At 57.0% G+C, this 18,042-nt stretch carries 22 protein-coding genes and 1 pseudogene; 17 read left to right on the top strand and 6 right to left on the bottom strand.

Annotation, left to right across the window (positions count from 1 at the left end; genetic code table 11):
- The first annotated feature begins 277 nt into the window (after nucleotides 1–277).
- The gene (locus tag ACOI8A_RS01395; RefSeq protein ID WP_420649744.1) at nucleotides 278–718 is read left to right on the top strand and encodes a carboxymuconolactone decarboxylase family protein; all 441 of its coding nucleotides are present in this window, start codon (nucleotides 278–280) and stop codon (nucleotides 716–718) included.
- Here the strand turns inward: ACOI8A_RS01395 and ACOI8A_RS01390 are convergent, their stop codons facing one another.
- Complete coding sequence (locus ACOI8A_RS01390; RefSeq protein WP_420649745.1) at nucleotides 719–1,066, bottom strand: hypothetical protein; 348 nt, start codon at nucleotides 1,064–1,066, stop codon at nucleotides 719–721.
- A 148-nt stretch (nucleotides 1,067–1,214) separates the two neighbouring features.
- On the opposite strand from ACOI8A_RS01390, the gene ACOI8A_RS01385 reads away from it, so the two are divergent.
- Genes ACOI8A_RS01385 through ACOI8A_RS01375 form a run of 3 tightly spaced genes read left to right on the top strand, consistent with a single transcriptional unit; the run spans nucleotide 1,215 to nucleotide 3,452 of the window.
- Nucleotides 1,215–1,934, top strand: a complete 720-nt coding sequence (locus ACOI8A_RS01385; RefSeq protein ID WP_420649746.1) for an STN domain-containing protein — start codon at nucleotides 1,215–1,217, stop codon at nucleotides 1,932–1,934.
- Complete coding sequence (locus ACOI8A_RS01380) at nucleotides 1,931–2,482, top strand: RNA polymerase sigma factor (RefSeq protein WP_420649747.1); 552 nt, start codon at nucleotides 1,931–1,933, stop codon at nucleotides 2,480–2,482. Before ACOI8A_RS01385 ends, ACOI8A_RS01380 begins: the two co-directional genes overlap by 4 nt.
- Nucleotides 2,483–2,513: 31 nt before the next feature.
- Nucleotides 2,514–3,452, top strand: a complete 939-nt coding sequence (locus ACOI8A_RS01375; RefSeq protein ID WP_420649779.1) for a FecR family protein — start codon at nucleotides 2,514–2,516, stop codon at nucleotides 3,450–3,452.
- Nucleotides 3,453–4,180: 728 nt separating this feature from the next.
- Here the strand turns inward: ACOI8A_RS01375 and ACOI8A_RS01370 are convergent.
- Both ACOI8A_RS01370 and gspH read right to left on the bottom strand, forming a co-directional pair.
- Complete coding sequence (locus tag ACOI8A_RS01370; protein ID WP_420649748.1) at nucleotides 4,181–4,789, bottom strand: prepilin-type N-terminal cleavage/methylation domain-containing protein; 609 nt, start codon at nucleotides 4,787–4,789, stop codon at nucleotides 4,181–4,183.
- Nucleotides 4,786–5,250 (bottom strand): type II secretion system minor pseudopilin GspH, encoded by a 465-nt coding sequence (gene gspH / locus ACOI8A_RS01365; protein WP_420649749.1) that lies wholly within the window; start codon nucleotides 5,248–5,250, stop codon nucleotides 4,786–4,788. The genes ACOI8A_RS01370 and gspH overlap by 4 nt, the downstream gene beginning before the upstream one ends.
- A 120-nt stretch (nucleotides 5,251–5,370) precedes the next feature.
- On the opposite strand from gspH, the gene ACOI8A_RS01360 reads away from it, so the two are divergent.
- The 4 genes from ACOI8A_RS01360 to ACOI8A_RS01345 all read left to right on the top strand — a co-directional run bounded on the left by ACOI8A_RS01360 (nucleotide 5,371) and on the right by ACOI8A_RS01345 (nucleotide 8,757).
- The gene (locus ACOI8A_RS01360) at nucleotides 5,371–5,802 is read left to right on the top strand and encodes a type II secretion system protein N (protein WP_420649750.1); all 432 of its coding nucleotides are present in this window, start codon (nucleotides 5,371–5,373) and stop codon (nucleotides 5,800–5,802) included.
- A gap of 400 nt (nucleotides 5,803–6,202) precedes the next feature.
- Nucleotides 6,203–6,880, top strand: coding sequence for a hypothetical protein (locus ACOI8A_RS01355; protein ID WP_420649751.1), 678 nt, complete (start codon nucleotides 6,203–6,205; stop codon nucleotides 6,878–6,880).
- The gene (locus ACOI8A_RS01350; protein ID WP_420649752.1) at nucleotides 6,873–7,697 is read left to right on the top strand and encodes an ImmA/IrrE family metallo-endopeptidase; all 825 of its coding nucleotides are present in this window, start codon (nucleotides 6,873–6,875) and stop codon (nucleotides 7,695–7,697) included. Before ACOI8A_RS01355 ends, ACOI8A_RS01350 begins: the two co-directional genes overlap by 8 nt.
- The gene (locus tag ACOI8A_RS01345) at nucleotides 7,690–8,757 is read left to right on the top strand and encodes a beta family protein (protein ID WP_420649753.1); all 1,068 of its coding nucleotides are present in this window, start codon (nucleotides 7,690–7,692) and stop codon (nucleotides 8,755–8,757) included. The genes ACOI8A_RS01350 and ACOI8A_RS01345 overlap by 8 nt, the downstream gene beginning before the upstream one ends.
- Here ACOI8A_RS01345 and ACOI8A_RS01340 read toward each other — a convergent pair.
- Nucleotides 8,738–9,346, bottom strand: a complete 609-nt coding sequence (locus tag ACOI8A_RS01340; RefSeq protein WP_420657628.1) for a sce7726 family protein — start codon at nucleotides 9,344–9,346, stop codon at nucleotides 8,738–8,740. The genes ACOI8A_RS01345 and ACOI8A_RS01340 overlap by 20 nt on opposite strands.
- A 284-nt stretch (nucleotides 9,347–9,630) precedes the next feature.
- Between ACOI8A_RS01340 and ACOI8A_RS01335 the strand changes: the two are divergent.
- The 4 genes and pseudogenes from ACOI8A_RS01335 (at nucleotide 9,631) to ACOI8A_RS01320 (ending at nucleotide 11,174) form a co-directional block, all read left to right on the top strand.
- A pseudogene (locus ACOI8A_RS01335) lies at nucleotides 9,631–10,170 on the top strand (PAAR domain-containing protein).
- The gene (locus tag ACOI8A_RS01330) at nucleotides 10,170–10,496 is read left to right on the top strand and encodes a hypothetical protein (protein WP_420649755.1); all 327 of its coding nucleotides are present in this window, start codon (nucleotides 10,170–10,172) and stop codon (nucleotides 10,494–10,496) included. The pseudogene ACOI8A_RS01335 and the gene ACOI8A_RS01330 overlap by 1 nt, the downstream one beginning before the upstream one ends.
- Before the next feature lie 151 nt (nucleotides 10,497–10,647).
- On the top strand, nucleotides 10,648–10,890 hold the full coding sequence (locus ACOI8A_RS01325) for a hypothetical protein (protein WP_420649756.1): 243 nt from the start codon (nucleotides 10,648–10,650) through the stop codon (nucleotides 10,888–10,890).
- On the top strand, nucleotides 10,887–11,174 hold the full coding sequence (locus ACOI8A_RS01320) for a hypothetical protein (RefSeq protein WP_420649757.1): 288 nt from the start codon (nucleotides 10,887–10,889) through the stop codon (nucleotides 11,172–11,174). The genes ACOI8A_RS01325 and ACOI8A_RS01320 overlap by 4 nt, the downstream gene beginning before the upstream one ends.
- Before the next feature lie 86 nt (nucleotides 11,175–11,260).
- On the opposite strand, the gene ACOI8A_RS01315 is transcribed toward ACOI8A_RS01320, so the two are convergent.
- Nucleotides 11,261–11,629 (bottom strand): DUF6124 family protein, encoded by a 369-nt coding sequence (locus ACOI8A_RS01315; RefSeq protein WP_420649758.1) that lies wholly within the window; start codon nucleotides 11,627–11,629, stop codon nucleotides 11,261–11,263.
- Nucleotides 11,630–12,008: 379 nt separating this feature from the next.
- A complete protein-coding gene (gene gspI, locus ACOI8A_RS01310; protein WP_420649759.1) occupies nucleotides 12,009–12,389 on the bottom strand; it encodes a type II secretion system minor pseudopilin GspI in 381 nt (126 codons plus the stop codon).
- Nucleotides 12,390–12,536: 147 nt separating this feature from the next.
- On the opposite strand from gspI, the gene gspG reads away from it, so the two are divergent.
- From gspG to gspD, 5 genes are read left to right on the top strand one after another with little or no spacing between them, the layout of a single operon-like run.
- Nucleotides 12,537–12,995, top strand: a complete 459-nt coding sequence (gene gspG, locus ACOI8A_RS01305; protein ID WP_420649760.1) for a type II secretion system major pseudopilin GspG — start codon at nucleotides 12,537–12,539, stop codon at nucleotides 12,993–12,995.
- A gap of 8 nt (nucleotides 12,996–13,003) precedes the next feature.
- Nucleotides 13,004–13,957 carry a type II secretion system minor pseudopilin GspK gene (gene gspK, locus ACOI8A_RS01300; protein WP_420649761.1) on the top strand — a complete coding sequence of 318 codons (954 nt, stop codon included), beginning with the start codon at nucleotides 13,004–13,006 and terminating at the stop codon, nucleotides 13,955–13,957.
- On the top strand, nucleotides 13,954–15,105 hold the full coding sequence (gene gspL / locus ACOI8A_RS01295) for a type II secretion system protein GspL (protein ID WP_420649762.1): 1,152 nt from the start codon (nucleotides 13,954–13,956) through the stop codon (nucleotides 15,103–15,105). Before gspK ends, gspL begins: the two co-directional genes overlap by 4 nt.
- Nucleotides 15,098–15,646 (top strand): type II secretion system protein GspM, encoded by a 549-nt coding sequence (gene gspM, locus ACOI8A_RS01290; protein ID WP_420649763.1) that lies wholly within the window; start codon nucleotides 15,098–15,100, stop codon nucleotides 15,644–15,646. Before gspL ends, gspM begins: the two co-directional genes overlap by 8 nt.
- Nucleotides 15,643–18,000, top strand: coding sequence for a type II secretion system secretin GspD (gene gspD / locus ACOI8A_RS01285; protein WP_420649764.1), 2,358 nt, complete (start codon nucleotides 15,643–15,645; stop codon nucleotides 17,998–18,000). The genes gspM and gspD overlap by 4 nt, the downstream gene beginning before the upstream one ends.
- Nucleotides 18,001–18,042: the final 42 nt, after the last annotated feature.

Raw genomic sequence — 18,042 nt, 5'->3', positions numbered from 1 at the left:
CCGGCCAGATTACTCTGGTTTGCACGGGAGGCAGAAGTTGCGTAGTGCAAATCCCGCAAATTGGACACGTCCTGTGGGAGCTGGCTTGCCAGCGATGAGGACTTTGGATCCAGCATTAATGTCAGCAGATATGCCGCCATCGCTGGCAAGCCAGCTCCCACAGTTTTTGTGTTTGGCTTGTAGGCAGTGGTGTGGCGGTTTTCCGTGGAATTGGGGCTGTGAAGTGGGCGAGGCAGCGCCTAGGTTATAGGCATATTTCCGTCATGAGAGGCGCATCATGTCCCCGCGCCTGGATTACTACACCGCTTCGCCCAAAGCGATGAAAGCGATGATTGCCATGGAGGCCCTGACCAGCAACCTGAGCATCGAGCAGCCGCTGCTGCACCTGATCAAGATCCGCGCTTCGCAGCTCAATGGCTGCGCGTTCTGCACCGACATGCACTCGGTCGACGCGCGCCGGGCGGGGGAGAGTGATCGGCGTTTGTATTCGCTGGTGGTGTGGCGCGACAGCGATTTTTTCAATCCGCGCGAACGTGCTGCGCTGGCGTGGGCTGAAGCCGTGACACTGCTCTCCGAAAGCCACGTGCCGGACGACGTTTACCAGTTGGCGCGCGAGCAGTTCAACGAGGCGGAAATGGTCGATCTGACGATTGCCGTCACCACCATCAACAGCTGGAATCGCCTGGCGGTAAGCTTCCGCCAAACCCCCAGCGAGTGATCATTTGCCGATCAACAACGGCGAATTGCCCGGATTGACTGGCGGGCGCTGCGGTTTCACTGATGTACCAAAGGTATTGCCCATCCGCGTACTAGTCGCCGCTGGCGTCGCCAAACCAACCTGATTCGGCGCGCGTTTGTTCACCGGTACATTCAGCGCTTCCTGATTCTTCTGTGCCGCCGCTGCGCCTTCGGGATTGTTGCCCATCTGCTGGCTCAGGCAATCGTAATTCGGCGCCTTGTAGCCGCCGACCGTGACTTCCACGCACCCCAACGGTTGCTCGGCGTACGCGACATTGAGCGCGGATATCAGCAGCCCGCCAAGGGCGATTTTCCACAGTGAATGCATGTTGCCTCCTGGCCGGCCCGGACGGGCCGCTCTGCCTCTGAGTCTAGTGCAAGCGTGCTGACAACCCCGTGATGGTTTTTTTGCAGTGACCGTCACACCAGATTCATAAACAGCCCTCAGGATGACGGTTTTCAGGGGTATCCCAGCCGTGCAGCGAGGCAGTGCCAGGGACGGTTTTGTGCGTTCAGCGCTTTTGCGCCGGGTCTGCCTGGGGCTGCTGCTTGGCCTGTTGTCTGGCCAGACTCTGGCCGAAGCGCTGCCGGCGGCGATGCGTGTGACGCTGCACATTCCCGCTCAGGATCTGGCGCGGGCGCTGGATCAGTTCAGCCGCGCCACTGGCATGGCGGTGCTGGTCGACAGCCAGTTGAGTCGCGGTCGGCGTTCGCTGGCGGTCGACGGTGAATTTACCGCCGCCCAGGCGTTGCGCCAGTTGCTCGGCGGGAGCGGTTTGATGGCGCGCTATGCCCGTGACGATGCGTTCACATTGCAAGTGGCGCAGGTCGAGGATGTGGCGCCGACCACGGGCAAACCTGTGGCTGGCAGCGCGGCGGTCAATCGCAGTTACGCGACGGCGGTACAAGCGGCCATCGAGCGCAATCTGTGCCGTTCGCCGCTGACCCGGCCCGGCAGTTTTCGCGCGGTGCTGCAGCTGTGGATCGGCCGCGATGGCGTGGTGCAACACAGTCGCCTGCTCACCTCGACCGGTGATGTGCGCCGCGATGCGGCGCTGGTAGACAGTTTTCACACGCTGAAAATCGACCGACCGACACCCGGCGCGCTGCGCCAGCCGGTCACTTTGCTGTTGTTACCCGAATCGTCAGGAAAACGCATGGAATGCACACCACGGGAAGGAGCCTCCAAGGCATGAAAGACCCCGAACACCGTTCGATGGTCGAGCTGTTCCTGGCGTCCTACGAGGACTTTCGGGTGCGCCTGCGCAGGCGACTGGGTTCGGAGGATCTGGCCAACGACGTGCTGCACGAAACCTGGCTGCGCGTCGACCGCATGGAGACGCCACCGAACATCGCCAGCCCTAACGCCTACCTCTATCGCATGGCCCTGAACATCGCCGCCGATCGACGTCAGGCCGACGCGCGTTTTCTGACCGGCACCGAGGTTGAAGAGCTGCTGCAAATCAGCGACGAAGCGCTGGACCCGGCGCGCGTGGTCGGTGGGCAAAAGGAAATTCAGTCGCTGCTCGACGCGTTGTACGAGCTGCCCGCGCGCCGCCGCCGGATCTTCATTGCCGCGCGACTGGAAGAAGCGCCGCACCTGGAAATTTCCCAGCGTTTCGGCATTTCCACGCGCATGGTCGAGAAGGAAATCAAAGCCGCGCTCGGGCATTGCGCAGCGAAACTGGAAAGAAAAGTGTTTCAGCGGTTCGGTCGCGGGGCCGGAAAACCGTCATCACCATGAGTCCCGATCAATTCGCTGAGTATCCGTGCGTTTGAACATCTTCCGTCTGACACCTGCCGAGCCAACGGCCGCCGAGCGTCTGCAAAGCGAAGCCCGCGACTGGCTGATTCTGCTGACCTCAGGCCGCGCCACAGTCGCCGACGCCCGCGCCCTGCGTCAGTGGTGCGCACAAAGCGCTGAACATGCGCGGGCCTTCGAAGAGTGCAAAGCCCTGTGGCATCTACTGCAACCGGCGGCTGAGGCTGTGCAGGCGCCGCGTGGTTATGGTCGACGGGCATTTCTTGGCGGGGCTATCGCCGCATCGGCAGCGTTTTTTCTGGTGCGCGGCACGGTTCCGGGCGGGTTTTCAGGGTTGGGCGCGGATTACATCACCGAGGTCGGCCAGCAGCGCCGGGTCGATCTGGCCGATGGTTTGAGCCTGGAACTGAATACCCAGACGCGCATCAATCAGCGTGCCGTGGACGACGGTGTGCAAGGCTTTGAACTGCTCAGCGGCGAAGTCGAAGTGCAGACCGCGCGGTTGCCGCTGGCGATGCAGGCTGGGGGAGGGTGGTTGCGCGCCAGTCAGGCGCGGTTCAACCTGCGCAATATTGATCAGCAAGTGTGCGTGACTTGTCTCGATGGCGCGCTGGACATCGATGTCGAAGGCCGCCGTCTGCGCCTGGAGCCGGGTCAGCAGCTGACCTACGATGCACAACAGGTCGGCGCCGTGCAAAGCGTCGACACGGCAGCGGTGATGAACTGGCGGCAACAGGTTTTGGTGTTCAACGGCGCGACCTTGAGTCAGATGATTGACGAGATCAACCGCTATCGGCCGGGGATGTTGCTGCTGCTCAACCGTCAGCTTGGTGAGCGGCGGGTGCAGGCGCGTTTCAGTCTTGATCAACTGGCGGGTGTGGCGCTGTTGATTCGTGATGCGTATGGCGTGAAATGTACTGAGTTGCCGGGTGGCGTTGTCGTTTTGAGCTAGTGGGGTTGACTGTGTATATATCCGTTGCTGCGGTAATGGCTGCTTAGGGTTCCGCCCTGACGGCGGGTCACCTTTTCCAAACGCCGAAAAGGTAACCCAAAAGGCTTGCTCCTACGTACGGCCCGCTCGCTGGGGCTCGGGGTTCCTTCGCTCCGGGATCCATCCGGGGGGCATCGCCTCCGGTTTGCTTCGCTGCACCTCCTCTCGATGTGTTTGGCTTCGCCAAACGGTCGCTGCGCTCCCACCCCCGAATGGATCCCTCCACTCAGCCTTCCGACGTCGCCCGCGGATCAAGATCAAAAGCTGCAGCCGAGCTAACGCTCATCCTGTTGAGTGGTGGGGAGCAGAGGCGGAACGCGGTGGGCGTTGCTTTGGCGTTTGCTTTTGCTTTTCTGTGGGAGTGAGCTTGCTCGCGAAAGCATCCAGCTAGCCGACCAATGCCTACCCGCTGCACTCAACCCCTGTGGGAGCCAGCCTGCTGGCGATGGCAATCTCACAGGCGCCGATGCAATTGCAGATGTCCCCCACACCTGTGGGAGCTGGCTTGCCAGCGATGGCGGCCTATGAGCCGACCAGTCTCTTGCAGATGTACTCAGTTCCCACTGTGAGCCAGCCTGCTGGCGATGACACCCTGATAACCGACCGATCTCTCACATGGTTACTCAATCCCAATGTAGAACCTGCCAAAGGTAAAGCCATTGCGCAGACACCTGGATTACAGCCGAATATCACTCCAACGGCCCCATCACCTGCCGATACTTCTCCACCCCCTGCGCCGTCTGCCGCGTCAGCCGAATCTCCAACCCCAGCGGATCCTCCCGCCGATTCCCACTCAACTGTCGCCAACCCTTATCCGTCTCCCAAACCCGCACCTGCGCATCGCTCACCTCATTCAACACCGCCACCCCCGCAGTCGGCGCCGGCAGCGGATAACGGCTGCGACTCGGCGCCACCGCGCGATACAGCGTGTCGCCCTTGAGCCACCAACGCACCCGCTGCAACGCCCCCGGCTGATCCGCAGCGCTGCGAATAATGTCCAGCCGAAACCCCGTGCTATCGCTACTACGCACAGTAATCGCAGGCGGCGCAGTCGAAGGCTCGTCATCAACCCCAGCCTTCTTCGGCTCGCTCAACTCAATCCCCGCGCGCATCTCCACATCACGCTGCAACTGATTCATCGCCCGCAACAGACGGTCACTCTGCTCGCCGCTAGCCTGCAAATGACCATCCGCCCGCGTCACGCTGTCCAGCCCACGCCAGGCAATCAAACTGACCACCGCCATCAACAGAATCGCCACCATCACTTCAATCAAAGTGAAACCACGCTGGCCGTTCATTGCACGCTAATCCGGCCAGTCGCATCCCGCAGCACACTCAGCCGATTGAGCCCATCGGACAACGTCAATTGCAGCGGCGGATTAAGCCACTCAGCGTTAAGCACGACTTTCTGTTTCGGCTCCACCCGCACCTCCATGTTCGGACTCTGCCAAGTGCGCGGACGCAATTGCGCGTCTTCAGCGAAATGCTCAAAACCACGACCACTGTCACTGCGCCGACTGAAACGAAAACCCTTGGCATCACTCAGCCAGGCAATCGCCCGACCATCCGCCCGCGCTTCGGCCTGCGCCACTTGCAGCAACTGCGCCACACGCTCGGCGTCCTTGCGCAGCAATTGCAGCGGGTCAGGCTTGATACTCAAACTGATCGCCGCACTCGCGATGCCGATGATCACCAGCACCACCATCAACTCAATCAGCGTGAAGCCCTGTTGCTTGAAGGACTGTTGAAAAACCGTCATCAGATGCGCGCTCCTTTGCGTCAACGTTCATCCTGCACGGCCAACATGTAAGGCGTGTGAAATAAAACCGTGAGAATTGCCGCGTAGTCTGTCAGCAGGGACTAAAAGGAGATTCAGCCCATGAAATTCACCGCACGCTTTTCCCCACCGCAAATGCTTCAGGCCGCCGCACTGCTGGCCGCACTGGTCGGCGTTGCAACCTGGTCGTCGCTGCTACTGACCAGCGCCGAATCCCGCACCCCGGACGCCGCGCCACAGCTGCTCGTGGCGCGTAGTGATAGCCCGGCGTTGCAATGGTTTTCCAATGAGACTGCGCCGGTGGAGGTCAAGGTCAGTGGCGTGATGGCGGGGAGTCGTGGGGCGGTGGCGATACTTAGTCTGAATGACGGACCGCCGATGAGCTTTTTGCAAGGGGAGCGGGTGAGTGCGGGGGTGAAATTGTTGGCGGTGGAGGGGGATGCGGTGGTGATAGAGCAGGGTGGGGAGCGGGTGCGGTTGGAGGTGGAGAAGTTGGCGGAGGGGGTGGAGTTGCCGCGGTTGGTTAGGCCGTGATTAAGAAGGAGGTGTTGGTTCGCCACTCGGCTGCGTAATGACATCAACTATGATCAGTAGGCACCGTGATCGTAATTTTCTGATAGAAGAAACCGTGCGTCAGCAAATAACGGTAGAGCGTAGACAGCTGCTTCAGCGAGGCAATACTATAGTGCCATTACGCTGAAGGATTTCGGCATGGTTCAGGTGACTGAAAATTTTGAAGGCTGAGAAATGGATCTCGTACCCCTATTTCACTGGACCCGCGCATGGACCCATCGCCGCTCTAAACGACATTTCCAGACAGTCGGGTACCTAGCCGTTATCAAGTTTCGCGATGGCGGGCGCCATAGGCCGTTGGCAACGGTAACCTCCCATTTCCTTCTTGTATATTCCCATAATTTCTGAAGTGCGGTGTTATATGGATATAAACAGCATCAAAGCTCTTCTCGCGTCGTCCTCTTCTGCCTCCGCTTTGTTTTCGGGAATTAAGACGAATACCTCCGGCAAAAGCGTATCGTTTCAATTGTTACACGGGTGGGATATAGCGTTAGCCAGGAAATGTGATGTCGAGTGGACTGAGAAAAATATTGAAATACTCCATTGCGTAAAAAGCTCTACAGCAAATGAGGCGGAGCTTTTACAGAAGATATCATGTTTGCATATGGAGGATGCTCACTGGCGATGGACGGCTAAAGCTATTCATCATAGCGCGCAAGAATACAACTGGTTCTTTTACTTGGCTGAGGATGCCATCCAAGCAGCCTGTCTAATATATCACCCTAAAGATAGTGTAATAGATGGGCAGGGGATCTTTTACATAGAGTATGTCGCGGTGGCACCATGGAATAGACCTAATCCGTTGAGCGCTACACGCTTCAAAGGAATTGGTTCTGATCTTATTAGATATGCATCAAAATATGCCACTGAAACGTTAGGGTTGCGCCCAGGATTTTCGCTGCACTCACTGCCAAAGGCAGCTGCTTATTACAATAAAATCGGAATGATCTGTTTTCCGGAGAGAAATAAAGAGAGCCTTGATTATTACGAGATGGCTAAAGAAGCTGCCCAAAAATTTGGAGTAGTAGCTAATGGATGATAATAATGAGTTCGAAGATTTTTTCGTCTCGACATCTGACTGCGCTCCTGAGAACCTTCTCGGCGCTCTGGAGGCCTATTCTGAAATCGTAAAAAAAATTGGGTCTAACGACCCCCTTATTTTTAAGGATCTCCTTTCTGGAGTTGCGGGGAGTGCTCTCTTTAGACGTAGTGGGGCAGATAAAGAAACTGAAGTGTTTCTATGGCTTTCTCAGATTCAGCGTTACGCTGAAATCCTCGTTTCTAATGGGGGGGTTCAACGATTTAATGGGCTGTCCCGAGAGCAGCTAAAAGAAATTTCTAAGTTTTCGTTGGATGTCGGAAATCTGCCGACTCTATCTAGAATGCTTTGGCGGTATGGTATTGTGCTTATTTATTTGCCACAAGTTGCCGGTATGAAGACTGACGGGGTTTTCTTTAAACTCCCGTGTGGAACTCCTGTAATCGGGATGACATTGCGATATGATAGATATGATTACTTTTGGTTCACGTTAATGCATGAGCTTGCTCACGTCTCAATTCATTATGATCAACTCGATGACCCTCACTTTGATTGCATTGAAGATCTCGGGGAAGATATTGTTGAGCTTGAGGCAAACCAGCTAGCCAAAGAAAGCTTAATTAGTCGTAGTGACTGGAGATCTGCTTCCGTACGGAGGCATCGAAATCAACAAGACCTGTTTAAAGATGCGAAAAGGCTATTTATACACCCTGCGATCTTGGCAGGCTTCGTAAGGCATGATACGGAAAACTACACACTTTTTAGTAGTGTTATTAACGAGATAAGCGTAAAAAGGATGATAAGCGCAAATGCCTAAGTACATGCCATTTCTGAAAGCCAAAGCTAATGAATTTGGAGCGATTAAGTCTCTTGTTAAGGAAAGAAAGCAGCTCATTGCTCCTTTCTTCGATCTTCCTCTAAAAAAGGACATGGATGCATCAACGCTTAAGACGAATATAGAAACTGCTGCTCGAAAATTCTGCTTGAATATGAAGGGTGTGCCTGAATACTTCGTGGACGACTATGATATTCCAGACTCAATCCTAATCGGAGGGCGTCCGAGCTATGAGTATTTCGCAGCATGTATGTATGCTCAGGAATTGAATTTTAACCCAGTTGTTGGTGTGGATCGCACTACTGATCGAAACTCGTGCGTGTTCACGCTTGCGTTTACTAAAGCCGTCAAAAACAGACGGATCGCTTTGCGTATCTCCAGCGAAGATCTCATTAGCTATAATTTAATTAGAACCGATATTTTGCATTTGATAGCGATGGGGAAAGGTATTTATGATCGATGGGTGCTTATTATAGATAACAGAATTTGCAAGGGTGTTGATGCGGTAGCCCGCGCTGCACAAATAAGCGCATTTTGCACAGCAGCTGCTGCTGATTATACATACGAAGCGATTGTTATCACTGGTTCGACACTTCCTCCGGTAACAGGTGATGTGCTTTCAACGAATAATGAAATACATCTGCCCCGCAACGAAATTGCCATCTACAACCATGCTCTTTCTGGTCTCTCTGGTCATAAGGTGATTTTCGGAGATTACACTATAGTTAGTCCCGATTATTCGGATTCTGATATTGATCCGCGCAACATGCTCAACGTAACCGCACCTAAGGTGGTCTACTCTTACGAAGATAAGCACTATATTGTACGTGGTGGTGGTATTAAGACACATCCGCGAGGTTTTAAACAGTACAATGATATCGCTTCAACCATAGTGGCGAAGTCATTTTTCCGGCGTGGAAACTCTGAGGGTGATTTGTATTTGGTTGAGAAAGCAGCTGGGCTCGGTTCGACGGTCATGCCCGGCAGTATTTTGAAGCCGACAATTAACTCTCATATGTCTTTTATGCTTGATCTTTTATAATGCTTCTAAGCACAAGAGCTTTGCCTATTGTAAGGCTGAGTTCTTGTGCGCTGAAAGCGTGAGAAATAAGAGCAGATAGAGAGTTTCTGTTTATTTTGGTCTGAACTTTTGTTTCCATTCCGCTGGCGATATCAAATAACTCGTTCCGCCACAGTGTTAGCAACGCTATCTGTTTGTCAAAGGCCGCGCTTTTCTGGACCTGACGAATGGATTTGAAAATAATTTTTCCCGCAGAGTTGCTTTTAGCTTCAAGTATGCCCCAGTGGTTTGGTGCAATTTTAATTGCTTTGGCTATATGCTTTGTTGTGGTAACTAACGTCACTTTTCGGAACGCGAGATCGTAATAAAAACCTTGCTGGGCAATTCTTTCAATTTTGTCGCCGTCGCCCTTGATTTCGTAGCAGTGTGCTTCCCTATGAACTGCGACCACATCCGCAATTGCGTTGCCGTTATGAACTCGTAATTCTTCGATAAGGGCTTTGGGTTGAGGGTGGGCGTTTCTTAGTCTGGCTAATAGTGCACCACGAATTGATGAGTCATTCAACATCTTGGTTATATGGCTCCATAAGTTATAAATTGTATTGTCCAAGGTGTATTCAACATCTAGCTCCTTTGTTATGTGAAGATTTTAACGTCCAATGCCGCTCTAAGATTTGGCTCGCCGGGCATCCACCTCCTGATCAAACGGTACGGTGGCATATATATCGAGTGGATGCCTCAGGTTGAGCGGGGTCGATTGTATCATCGACATCAAAAAATCGCCTTAGCGCAGGTAGTGCCAATCACCGAGGAAAAGGGAACGAAATTTTTTGCGCAGTAGGCTTTCTGGTACGAGTTCGCACTCGTTCAATCCGCTGACAGGGAGTCAAGCACATGGCAAGGCCTGCCGCACGAATCACTGACCCAACTTCCTGCCGATGCTCGGGCATGGCCCAAAAGCCATTGCGTCAGGTTCCCCTGACGTTTTCTTCGACGGCCTCGCTGCCGCTCGTAAAGGAGATACCTGTACCTGTGGAAGTGCTCTGGTTTCAGGTGTTTCCGCTACGGTGTTCATCAATGGCAAAAACGCTGCGCTGATCGATACCACAGGTTCACACGGGGACGTTGTTATTGGTGGTTCGGGGGACAGTCATCATCGGGAATTCGCATACCCCAGCACCTTTCATTCCTCCTGTGCCGCTCGCCATCCAGAAACGATTCGGGCAGTCGTTCAGTGTTACCGACAGTGAAACGGGTAAGCCATTGGCATTTCGTGACTATGTTGCGACGGTGAATGGCGTTGAGACCTCTGGCGTTACCGATGCTGATGGCATCGCGCATATCAAAACGCTGACACCCAATGCCCAGATTTCACTTCACATCTTGTTCAATGCTCCTGCCCGAATGCTTCATGAATTTTCGGAGAAACAGTAATGGCTGCCAGTTTCGCGACACAATCGACTGCCCAAGAAATCACGCCGGGCGAGTTCATGTGCCCGATACCGGTGACTGTGAATGATCGTGCAGCCACGCGAGAGGCCATAATCAAAAGAGTTCGGGCATTGAATGCCACGTTCGTTGAGTGTTCATCCTGGAAAGCAGTGGATGGCAAGAAGGACATGGTCATGGATTGGGACTACACCATGATCGCCTTGCACCACGCGGGGCGAAGTCACAGCTGTACTCCAGGCGCAGAGCAGATGCAGGAAATTCAGAAAGGACACCTGAGCCAGACCTACGACGATATTGGCTATCACTAGGGCATTGATTGCACAGGTCAGATTTTTGAGGGGCGTGATATTCGGCTTCAAGGCTCGAGTGTCCTGAATAAACACAGGACTGATTGGCATCATTCTACTGGATAACCTGGCGACGCCGGAGGAAGGAGGCGACTGGGTCGCCAAAGGACGTGTGGCTCTTGATAGCATTGGTTACAGCACAACAAACGTCATTCCCGAAGATCAAATTATTGCGCAGATGCATCTGATCGACGCGTTGAAGAGCATATTTGTTGTCAAGAATTTCGGTGGTCACAGGGACTACCCGGGGCAGGGCGCCGAAGGGAAAATTTGTCCCGGTAATATTGGAATGGCGCTGGTTAGAAACATCAGAACTAAAACCAATCTGCTTCCACCACCGGCGCCACAGGAATGAAAAAGCTTTTAATCATAGCGATCCTCGCCCTTGTGACTGTTCTCTACGTCGGCTACTACGAAGCCCTTGAGGACGGAGACATCGAGACAGTCGTCTTCATCAAGAAGCACCCCACGTTTCAAATGAAGTTCTACAACATCCACGCCAACGATGGAGAGATCAGGAAGGTAGAGCGCCTGACCGCAGAGGAGCGGGGGTGGATTATTGACTACTGTAGATACCGGCTGGGAATTGATACAGACCTGAAAACTCAGGGTGACGTCGAGATGTGCCGGAAAAAATAGAATGATTCTTGTGGCCGAGGTTGTCAGTTACGCCTGATAACCTCGGCCATTTGTTTCAGATCTGTTGATCGATAGCGATCAACCGATCACGCCTTCACCTCAACATTATCCAACGCCTGATTCACCGCTAATTCCCCAAGCATCACAATCTGCGCGATCCCCAGCGCGGTTTTGCGGTGGGCGGGTTCTAGGGTGGCGGCGAAGTTTTGCAGCATTTCGCTGGCGGAGCCGAGGGATTCGCTGGCGTTGGCCAGGAGGGATTCGGTGTCGTAGGCGGTGTTGGCGATGAACATGGGGTCGTGTTTGTGGTGGCTGCCCATGACTCGTTGTTGTGGGGTGAGGTAGTGGTCGAGGGCGCGTTCGGCGGCTTCGTTGAGGGTTCGGGAGTCGGGGAATTTGTAAGGGGAGACTGGATCGGTTTGTGTTTCTGGTGGGTTCGGTGTTGGCTTGATCATGATGTAACTCCAGATGAAAAGTGGAGCCATCACCTTCGCGCTACCAAACGGAGGGTGGTGGCCATACGGAGGTTGGTAGACCGGTCACCTGGATACCCGGCGCGTCCGAGGACGCCCTACGCATGGCCACCATAAACAGAGGACGAAACGATCCCTGCAAAGGTTTGCTATGCGTCAGGTGAACCGGGCTACCAAACCCGATCGCTGTGTTTTACAGCGACCGGCCAACGATAGAACCCACGCCAAAAGCGCACAAGCCGGCGGATTCTGGCGCAGTCGTAGGCAATGACGCAAGGCGTTGTAGGCTTGGTGAAGTAACGCTGGGTGTCTTTAAACGGTATGTGAGAGGTCGGTTAAACGCGTGGATCAAGCGCGGTCCTCAGGGGTTCTCCGCCCGCATCAACATGGTCTCCAACCGCGCCAATGCCGGCCCATCCTGCCCCCGATCAAACACCTGCACCCCAACCCTCAACAGCCGCCCATTCTGCGCCGTGCCAATCACCTGCTCACACCGCAACAACAACCGCCCCTGATCACACTCCATCGCTTTCATCCCCAACGGCAATCGCCCCTCAAGCCGCAACTCGGCCATACGACTCTGCGCCGCAATCAAGGCAATCGAGCGATCCCGCAGCAGGCCGCTGCTCTGGGTCATGATTCCTGCCACGCGCACAGCCGCTGACATCGCCACGGCAATAATCGCCAGTGCCACCAGCACTTCAATCAGGGTGAAGCCCGCTTCTCGGGTACGCGCACGCATAAAAGGCCCAAAACCCAAACACAGCCCTCGACGCTAACCCTCGCGCTTGACGGCTTGACGACGAAAACACCCGAGGATTTTCAACATCCCTGACATATCTTCTTGCAACACTGCGCGTCGAATCGAACCAAGCCAGGGAATGTCGAGATGGATATCGCACCGTTCAAACAGCCTGCACGACCGCCACGGATGCCGCGCGCCCAGCAGGGTTTTACGCTGATCGAGATCATGGTCGTGGTGGTGATCCTCGGGATTCTTGCGGCGATGGTGGTGCCTAAAGTGCTGGATCGACCGGATCAGGCGCGGGCCACCGCAGCCAAGCAGGACATCGGCGGGTTAATGCAGGCGCTCAAGTTGTATCGCCTCGATCACGGCACTTATCCGAGCATGAATCAGGGCTTGAAAGTGTTGGTGGAACGTCCGGCGGACGCGAAGAACAGCAACTGGCGCTCGTACCTCGAACGCCTGCCGAATGACCCGTGGGGCCGTCCGTATCAGTACCTCAACCCCGGCGCCAACGGTGAGATCGACATCTTTTCCCTCGGCGCCGATGGCCAGCCCGACGGCGACGGCGTGAATGCCGATATCGGTTCCTGGCAGCTGTAAGGCCGGCCATGAACAATCCTTCGAAACAGCAGGGGATGGCGATCATCAGTGCGCTGTTGATTGCTGCCGTGGTCGCGGTGATTGCGGCGGGCATGTTGACGCGGCAGAGCATTTCGACCCGTGCGTTTGAGGCTGAACAACTGCGTGTGCAGGGGCGCTGGATTTTGCAGGGTGGGCTGGAATTGAGCCGGCAGATATTGTGGGATGCGCGGCAGCGCGATCCGTTGACCCGGCTCGATCAGCCGTGGGCGCAGCGGTTGAATGTTCAGGGTTTTGAAGGTCGGCTTGAAGACGAGCAGGGCAAGTTCAACTTGCGCAATCTGGTGGCCAATGAGCGTGTTGATGAGGCGCAGGTGCAGGCGTTTCAGCGTTTGTGCGAGTTGATCGGGGTCAGCGCGGCGTTGAGTCAACGCATCAGCCAGCGGGTGATTGCTTCTTATCCGAAACTGCTGAGTCCGCCAGTTGCGAACAAGACTGTGGCGAAAAACACGTTCGACAGTGGCCGCAGCACCTCTCCCGACGCCGCACGAAAACCGCAGTCGCCGACGCTGCCGATGCTGCGCAACCTCGACGATCTGCGCAGTGTCGACGGGGTCAATGACGCGTTGATCCTCAAGCTCGCACCGTACCTGACGGTGATCCCGGCGACCACTTGGCTCAACGGCAACACGGCCACCGCGCCAGTGCTGGCGGCGTATGTGCCGGGGTTGTCGCTGGAGCGCGCGCAGGCGTTGATCAATGAGCGTGACGCCGGGCATTGGTTTATCAATCGCGGCGATTTCGTTAACCGCTTGCGTCAGCCCGAGCTGGATGTCACCAGCATCAAGGTCGGCATCACCAGTGACTGGTTTCGCCTGCGTGGCGAGGCGCGGCGTGATCAGCGGCGGGTCAATCTCGATGCGTTGTTGCATCGCAGTCAGGATCGACTGCCGCAGGTGATTTGGTCGCGGGTGGGCGTATGAGCCAGTTGCGCGTGAGTCTGCCGCCATTGGCGCAGTTGAGTCTGGACAGTCAGCTGAATTGTGTATGGCTGGATCGGCAAAGTCAGTTCGTGCGCCAGGAATCAAAAAGCCTTGAGCAACTGCCGAAGCAGTCCGCGCTGGTGTGTTTTCTGCACCCGGCTGACAGCCTGCTGGCGAGCATCGAGTTGCCGCCGTTACCCGCGAACAAAGTCGTGGCCGCCGTGCAGTGCGCGGCGCAGGCCTTGATGCTCGGCGACAGCGCTGACATGCACATCGCCCACGGCCCGCGCGGTGAAACGGGCCAAGTGCAAATGGCCTGGCTGCAAAAAAAGGATCTGCAACACCTCGGCCATTTACTGCGCGAAACCGGGTTGAGCCTCAAAGGCTTGTACCCGGCCGCCTACAGTTTGCCGGTGATCGAGGGCGGGGTCGGCTGCCTGCACGACGATCATCTGTTGTTGCGCGAGAGCGTGCATGTGGCGCAAGTCCAGCCGCTGATCGATGACGACTGGCAGATGCAAACCGGTCTGCCCGCACACTGGATCGGTGATCCGGCGCCGCAGACCGGGCAGTCGCTATTAGCCGATTCGCAGCGCTGGGCCGGGCCGCTGCCGGGTTGGGGCTTGCACGGCGGGATTCAGCAACAACACCAGGAACACCGCGGTTGGGGCAGGGCCATCGGTTGCTGCGCTCTGGCGCTGGCAGTGTGGGTGATCGGCCTCAATCTGTATGCCGCGCGTGAGGCCGGGCAGGGCCAGCAGCTCAAGGCGCAGATGAGTCAGCGGGTGAAGCAGGCGTTCCCGCAAATTCCGGTGATCCTCAATCCGCTGCAACAGGCTCGTCAGCAGATCGCTGCGCAGAAGCAAGGCGCGGCGGACGAGCCGGGGCAGGATTTCAATCGGCTGGTGTTGCAGGCCGGGATCGGCATGCCGTTCATGGCCGGCAGCGTTCAGCGCCTGATATTCGCCGACGGTGCCTTGCAGTTGAGTCTGCTGGCCGAAGCGCGGCGCGGTGACAAGGAGTGGCAAAACACCCTGGCCCAGGCCGGGATCAGTGTCAGCGCGAATGACGACGGTTGGACTTTGCGCCCGGCCGGTGAAGCCACCGCGACAGAAGCCGACGACACCAGCGGAGCCGAAGATGAATAGCGCAACGCTGACCAAATACCGCGCCACCTGGCAACGCTTCGCGAGTCAATTACAGGCACGCTGGCAGCCTCTGGCATTGCGCGAAAAACGCATGGTTGGCGGCGTGGCCGTGCTGGTGATCGGCTGGCTGGTGTGGGTCGCATTGATCCAACCGCCACTGAAAAAAATCACTTACTGGCAAGCCGAAACGCCGAAGTTGCGCGCGCAGACAGAAGCGTTGGAAGTCTTGCTGCGCGAGGTCAGCGTGCGTCCGCAGGGGCAGAGCGTTGAGCAATCGCTAGAGCAAACCCTGCAAGCCAGCGGCCTCGGCGGGCATTTTCAGTTGGAAACCGGGCCATCCGGCGCCTGGCTGCTGACCTTCGACGCCGCACCTGCTGACGCCGCAATCGATTGGCTGTTGGCCAACCCTCGGCAATTTTCACTGCAAGTGGTCGAGGCCCGTTTGCAACGCGCAGACGAGGCCAAAACCGATGACACCGCCGGCACTTTGTCGGGCACCGTTCGCATGGATCAGGCGCTGGGCGCTAAGGAAGCTTCATGAGTGGGTCAGGATCCAACGCGAAACGTATGTCGCTGTCGCTGCTGTTTCTGGCATTGAGCGCGTGCAGCAACACCACGCCATCGAATCAACCGCCACTGCTGGTCGACAGCGAGCTCGGCCGACCGCTGGCCAACACCCAGCGCAGCGGCGATGCGGTGCTCGACCGTGAGCGGGCGCAAGCTCAGGCCCGGCCTGCACCGAAGCAGTTGCACAACATCAGCGAGCGCGGCCGCACCGGTGGATCAAGCCGTGGCGCGGCGCTGCCGAGCAACCCACTGGGCGATCAGCCGGTGACGCTGAATTTTGTCGATGCGGACATTCAAGCGGTGGTGCGGGCGCTGTCGCGTTCCACCGGCCAGCAGTTTCTGGTCGATCCGCGGGTCAAGGGCACTCTGACGCTGGTGTCGGAAGGTCAGGTGCCGGCGCGCCAGGCTTACGACATGCTATTGGCGGCGTTGCGCATGCAGGGTTTCAGCGTGGTCGATGTCGGCGGTGTGGCGCAGGTGGTGCCGGAGGCCGATGCGAAGTTGCTCGGCGGACCGATTTACAGCGCCGACAAGCCCGGCGGCAACGGCATGCTTACGCGCACCTTTCGCTTGCAATACGAGAACGCGGTAAACCTGATTCCGGTGCTGCGTCCCATCGTGTCGCCGAACAATCCGATCAACGCCTATCCGGGCAACAACACCATCGTCGTCACCGATTACGCCGAGAACCTGACGCGGGTTGCGCAGTTGATCGAGGGCATCGACACGCCGAGCGCCATCGACACCGACGTGGTGCAGATCCAGAACGGCATCGCTGCCGACATCGCACCGATGGTTGCCGACTTGCTCGACGCACCGGGCAATGATCCGACGCAGAAAATCGCCGTGATTGGTGATCCGCGCTCGAACACCATCATCATCCGCGCCGGCAGCCCCGAGCGCACCGAGCTGGCGCGCAATCTGATCTACAAACTTGACAACGCGCAGAGCAATCCGAGCAATCTGCACGTGGTTTATCTGCGTAACGCGCAGGCGGCCAAACTGGCGCAGGCACTGCGCGGCTTGCTGACTGGCGAGAGCGACAGCGGCACCAGCGACAGTGCGCGTTCGGTGCTCAGTGCGATGGGCAGCACCAGCAATTCTGGCGGCGGGCAGAATGGCCAGAGTGGCACGCAAACCTCTGGCACAACCGCCACAACAAACTCCGGCAGCACCGGCGGCAGTTACGCCCAGGGCAGCGGGGCCACCAGCGGCAGTAGCACCACCCAAAGCACCGAACAGAACGTCGCTTTCAGCGCTGGCGGCGTCACGATTCAGGCCGACGCCACCACCAACACCTTGCTGATTTCCGCGCCGGAACCGGTGTACCGCAACCTGCGCGAAGTCATCGACTTGCTCGACCAGCGCCGCGCACAAGTGGTGATCGAGAGCCTGATCGTCGAAGTCGGCGAGGACGATGCCAGCGAGTTTGGCGTGCAATGGCAGACCGGCAACCTCGGCGGCAATGGCGTGATCGGCGGCGCCAATCTCGGTGGCTCGGGGATCAATCTGAGTGGCAAGACCAGCCTCGATGTGCTGCCGCAAGGCCTGAACCTCGGTTACGTGAATGGCACCGTGGATATTCCGGGGATCGGCAAGATTCTCGACCTGAAAGTGCTGGCCCGCGCGTTGAAGAGCAAGGGCGGCACCAACGTGCTCTCGACGCCAAACCTGCTGACCCTCGACAACGAAGCCGCGAGCATTTTCGTCGGCCAGACCATTCCGTTTGTCAGCGGCAGCTACGTGACGGGTGGCGGTGGCACCAGCAACAACCCGTTCCAGACCGTGACTCGTGAAGAGGTGGGCTTGAAGCTCAACGTGCGGCCGCAGATTTCCGAGGGCGGCACGGTCAAACTCGACATTTATCAGGAAGTCAGCAGCATCGACGAACGCGCCTCGAACAGCGCGACGGCGGCGGGCATCGTCACCAACAAACGTGCGATCGACACCAGCATTCTGCTCGACGACGGGCAGATCATGGTCCTTGGTGGATTGCTGCAGGATGGCTACAGCCAGAGCAACGATGCGGTGCCGTGGCTATCGACCATTCCGGGAATTGGCGCGCTGTTTCGCAACGAGCGTCGGGCGATCACCAAGACCAATCTGATGGTGTTTCTGCGCCCGTACATCATCCGCGACAGCGCGGCGGGGCGCAGCATCACCCTCAACCGCTACGACTTCATGCGCCGTGCCCAGGGCGGGCTGCAACCGGAACGCAGCTGGGCGATGCCCGACATGCAGGCGCCGCAATTGCCGACTGCTGCGCAGGGTGTGCCAATGCCGACTTCGGGACCGCGCGCCACCATCAAAGCAGTGCCGATTCAATGATCCCCCCGATGTTGAACCGAGTGATGACTGTGGTGAGGGGAT

Source organism: Pseudomonas sp. P4795 (genome assembly GCF_048822895.1).
Classification (GTDB): domain Bacteria; phylum Pseudomonadota; class Gammaproteobacteria; order Pseudomonadales; family Pseudomonadaceae; genus Aquipseudomonas.
The sequence above is the reverse complement of the archived record's forward strand: the minus strand, read 5'-3'. Positions and strand labels throughout refer to the sequence as shown.

What these genes read in the sequence shown, in the direction of transcription:
- gspK (WP_420649761.1), top strand. Translation starts at nt 13,004, where the DNA reads ATGAACAATCCTTCGAAACAGCAGGGGATGGCGATCATCAGTGCGCTG.
- gspD (WP_420649764.1), top strand. Translation starts at nt 15,643, where the DNA reads ATGAGTGGGTCAGGATCCAACGCGAAACGTATGTCGCTGTCGCTGCTG.
- ACOI8A_RS01360 (WP_420649750.1), top strand. Translation starts at nt 5,371, where the DNA reads ATGAAATTCACCGCACGCTTTTCCCCACCGCAAATGCTTCAGGCCGCC.
- gspM (WP_420649763.1), top strand. Translation starts at nt 15,098, where the DNA reads ATGAATAGCGCAACGCTGACCAAATACCGCGCCACCTGGCAACGCTTC.
- ACOI8A_RS01370 (WP_420649748.1), bottom strand. Translation starts at nt 4,789, where the DNA reads ATGAACGGCCAGCGTGGTTTCACTTTGATTGAAGTGATGGTGGCGATT.
- ACOI8A_RS01330 (WP_420649755.1), top strand. Translation starts at nt 10,170, where the DNA reads ATGGCTGCCAGTTTCGCGACACAATCGACTGCCCAAGAAATCACGCCG.
- ACOI8A_RS01380 (WP_420649747.1), top strand. Translation starts at nt 1,931, where the DNA reads ATGAAAGACCCCGAACACCGTTCGATGGTCGAGCTGTTCCTGGCGTCC.
- ACOI8A_RS01315 (WP_420649758.1), bottom strand. Translation starts at nt 11,629, where the DNA reads ATGATCAAGCCAACACCGAACCCACCAGAAACACAAACCGATCCAGTC.
- ACOI8A_RS01350 (WP_420649752.1), top strand. Translation starts at nt 6,873, where the DNA reads ATGGATGATAATAATGAGTTCGAAGATTTTTTCGTCTCGACATCTGAC.
- gspH (WP_420649749.1), bottom strand. Translation starts at nt 5,250, where the DNA reads ATGACGGTTTTTCAACAGTCCTTCAAGCAACAGGGCTTCACGCTGATT.
- ACOI8A_RS01345 (WP_420649753.1), top strand. Translation starts at nt 7,690, where the DNA reads ATGCCTAAGTACATGCCATTTCTGAAAGCCAAAGCTAATGAATTTGGA.
- ACOI8A_RS01395 (WP_420649744.1), top strand. Translation starts at nt 278, where the DNA reads ATGTCCCCGCGCCTGGATTACTACACCGCTTCGCCCAAAGCGATGAAA.
- gspI (WP_420649759.1), bottom strand. Translation starts at nt 12,389, where the DNA reads ATGCGTGCGCGTACCCGAGAAGCGGGCTTCACCCTGATTGAAGTGCTG.
- ACOI8A_RS01390 (WP_420649745.1), bottom strand. Translation starts at nt 1,066, where the DNA reads ATGCATTCACTGTGGAAAATCGCCCTTGGCGGGCTGCTGATATCCGCG.
- ACOI8A_RS01320 (WP_420649757.1), top strand. Translation starts at nt 10,887, where the DNA reads ATGAAAAAGCTTTTAATCATAGCGATCCTCGCCCTTGTGACTGTTCTC.
- gspG (WP_420649760.1), top strand. Translation starts at nt 12,537, where the DNA reads ATGGATATCGCACCGTTCAAACAGCCTGCACGACCGCCACGGATGCCG.
- ACOI8A_RS01355 (WP_420649751.1), top strand. Translation starts at nt 6,203, where the DNA reads ATGGATATAAACAGCATCAAAGCTCTTCTCGCGTCGTCCTCTTCTGCC.
- gspL (WP_420649762.1), top strand. Translation starts at nt 13,954, where the DNA reads ATGAGCCAGTTGCGCGTGAGTCTGCCGCCATTGGCGCAGTTGAGTCTG.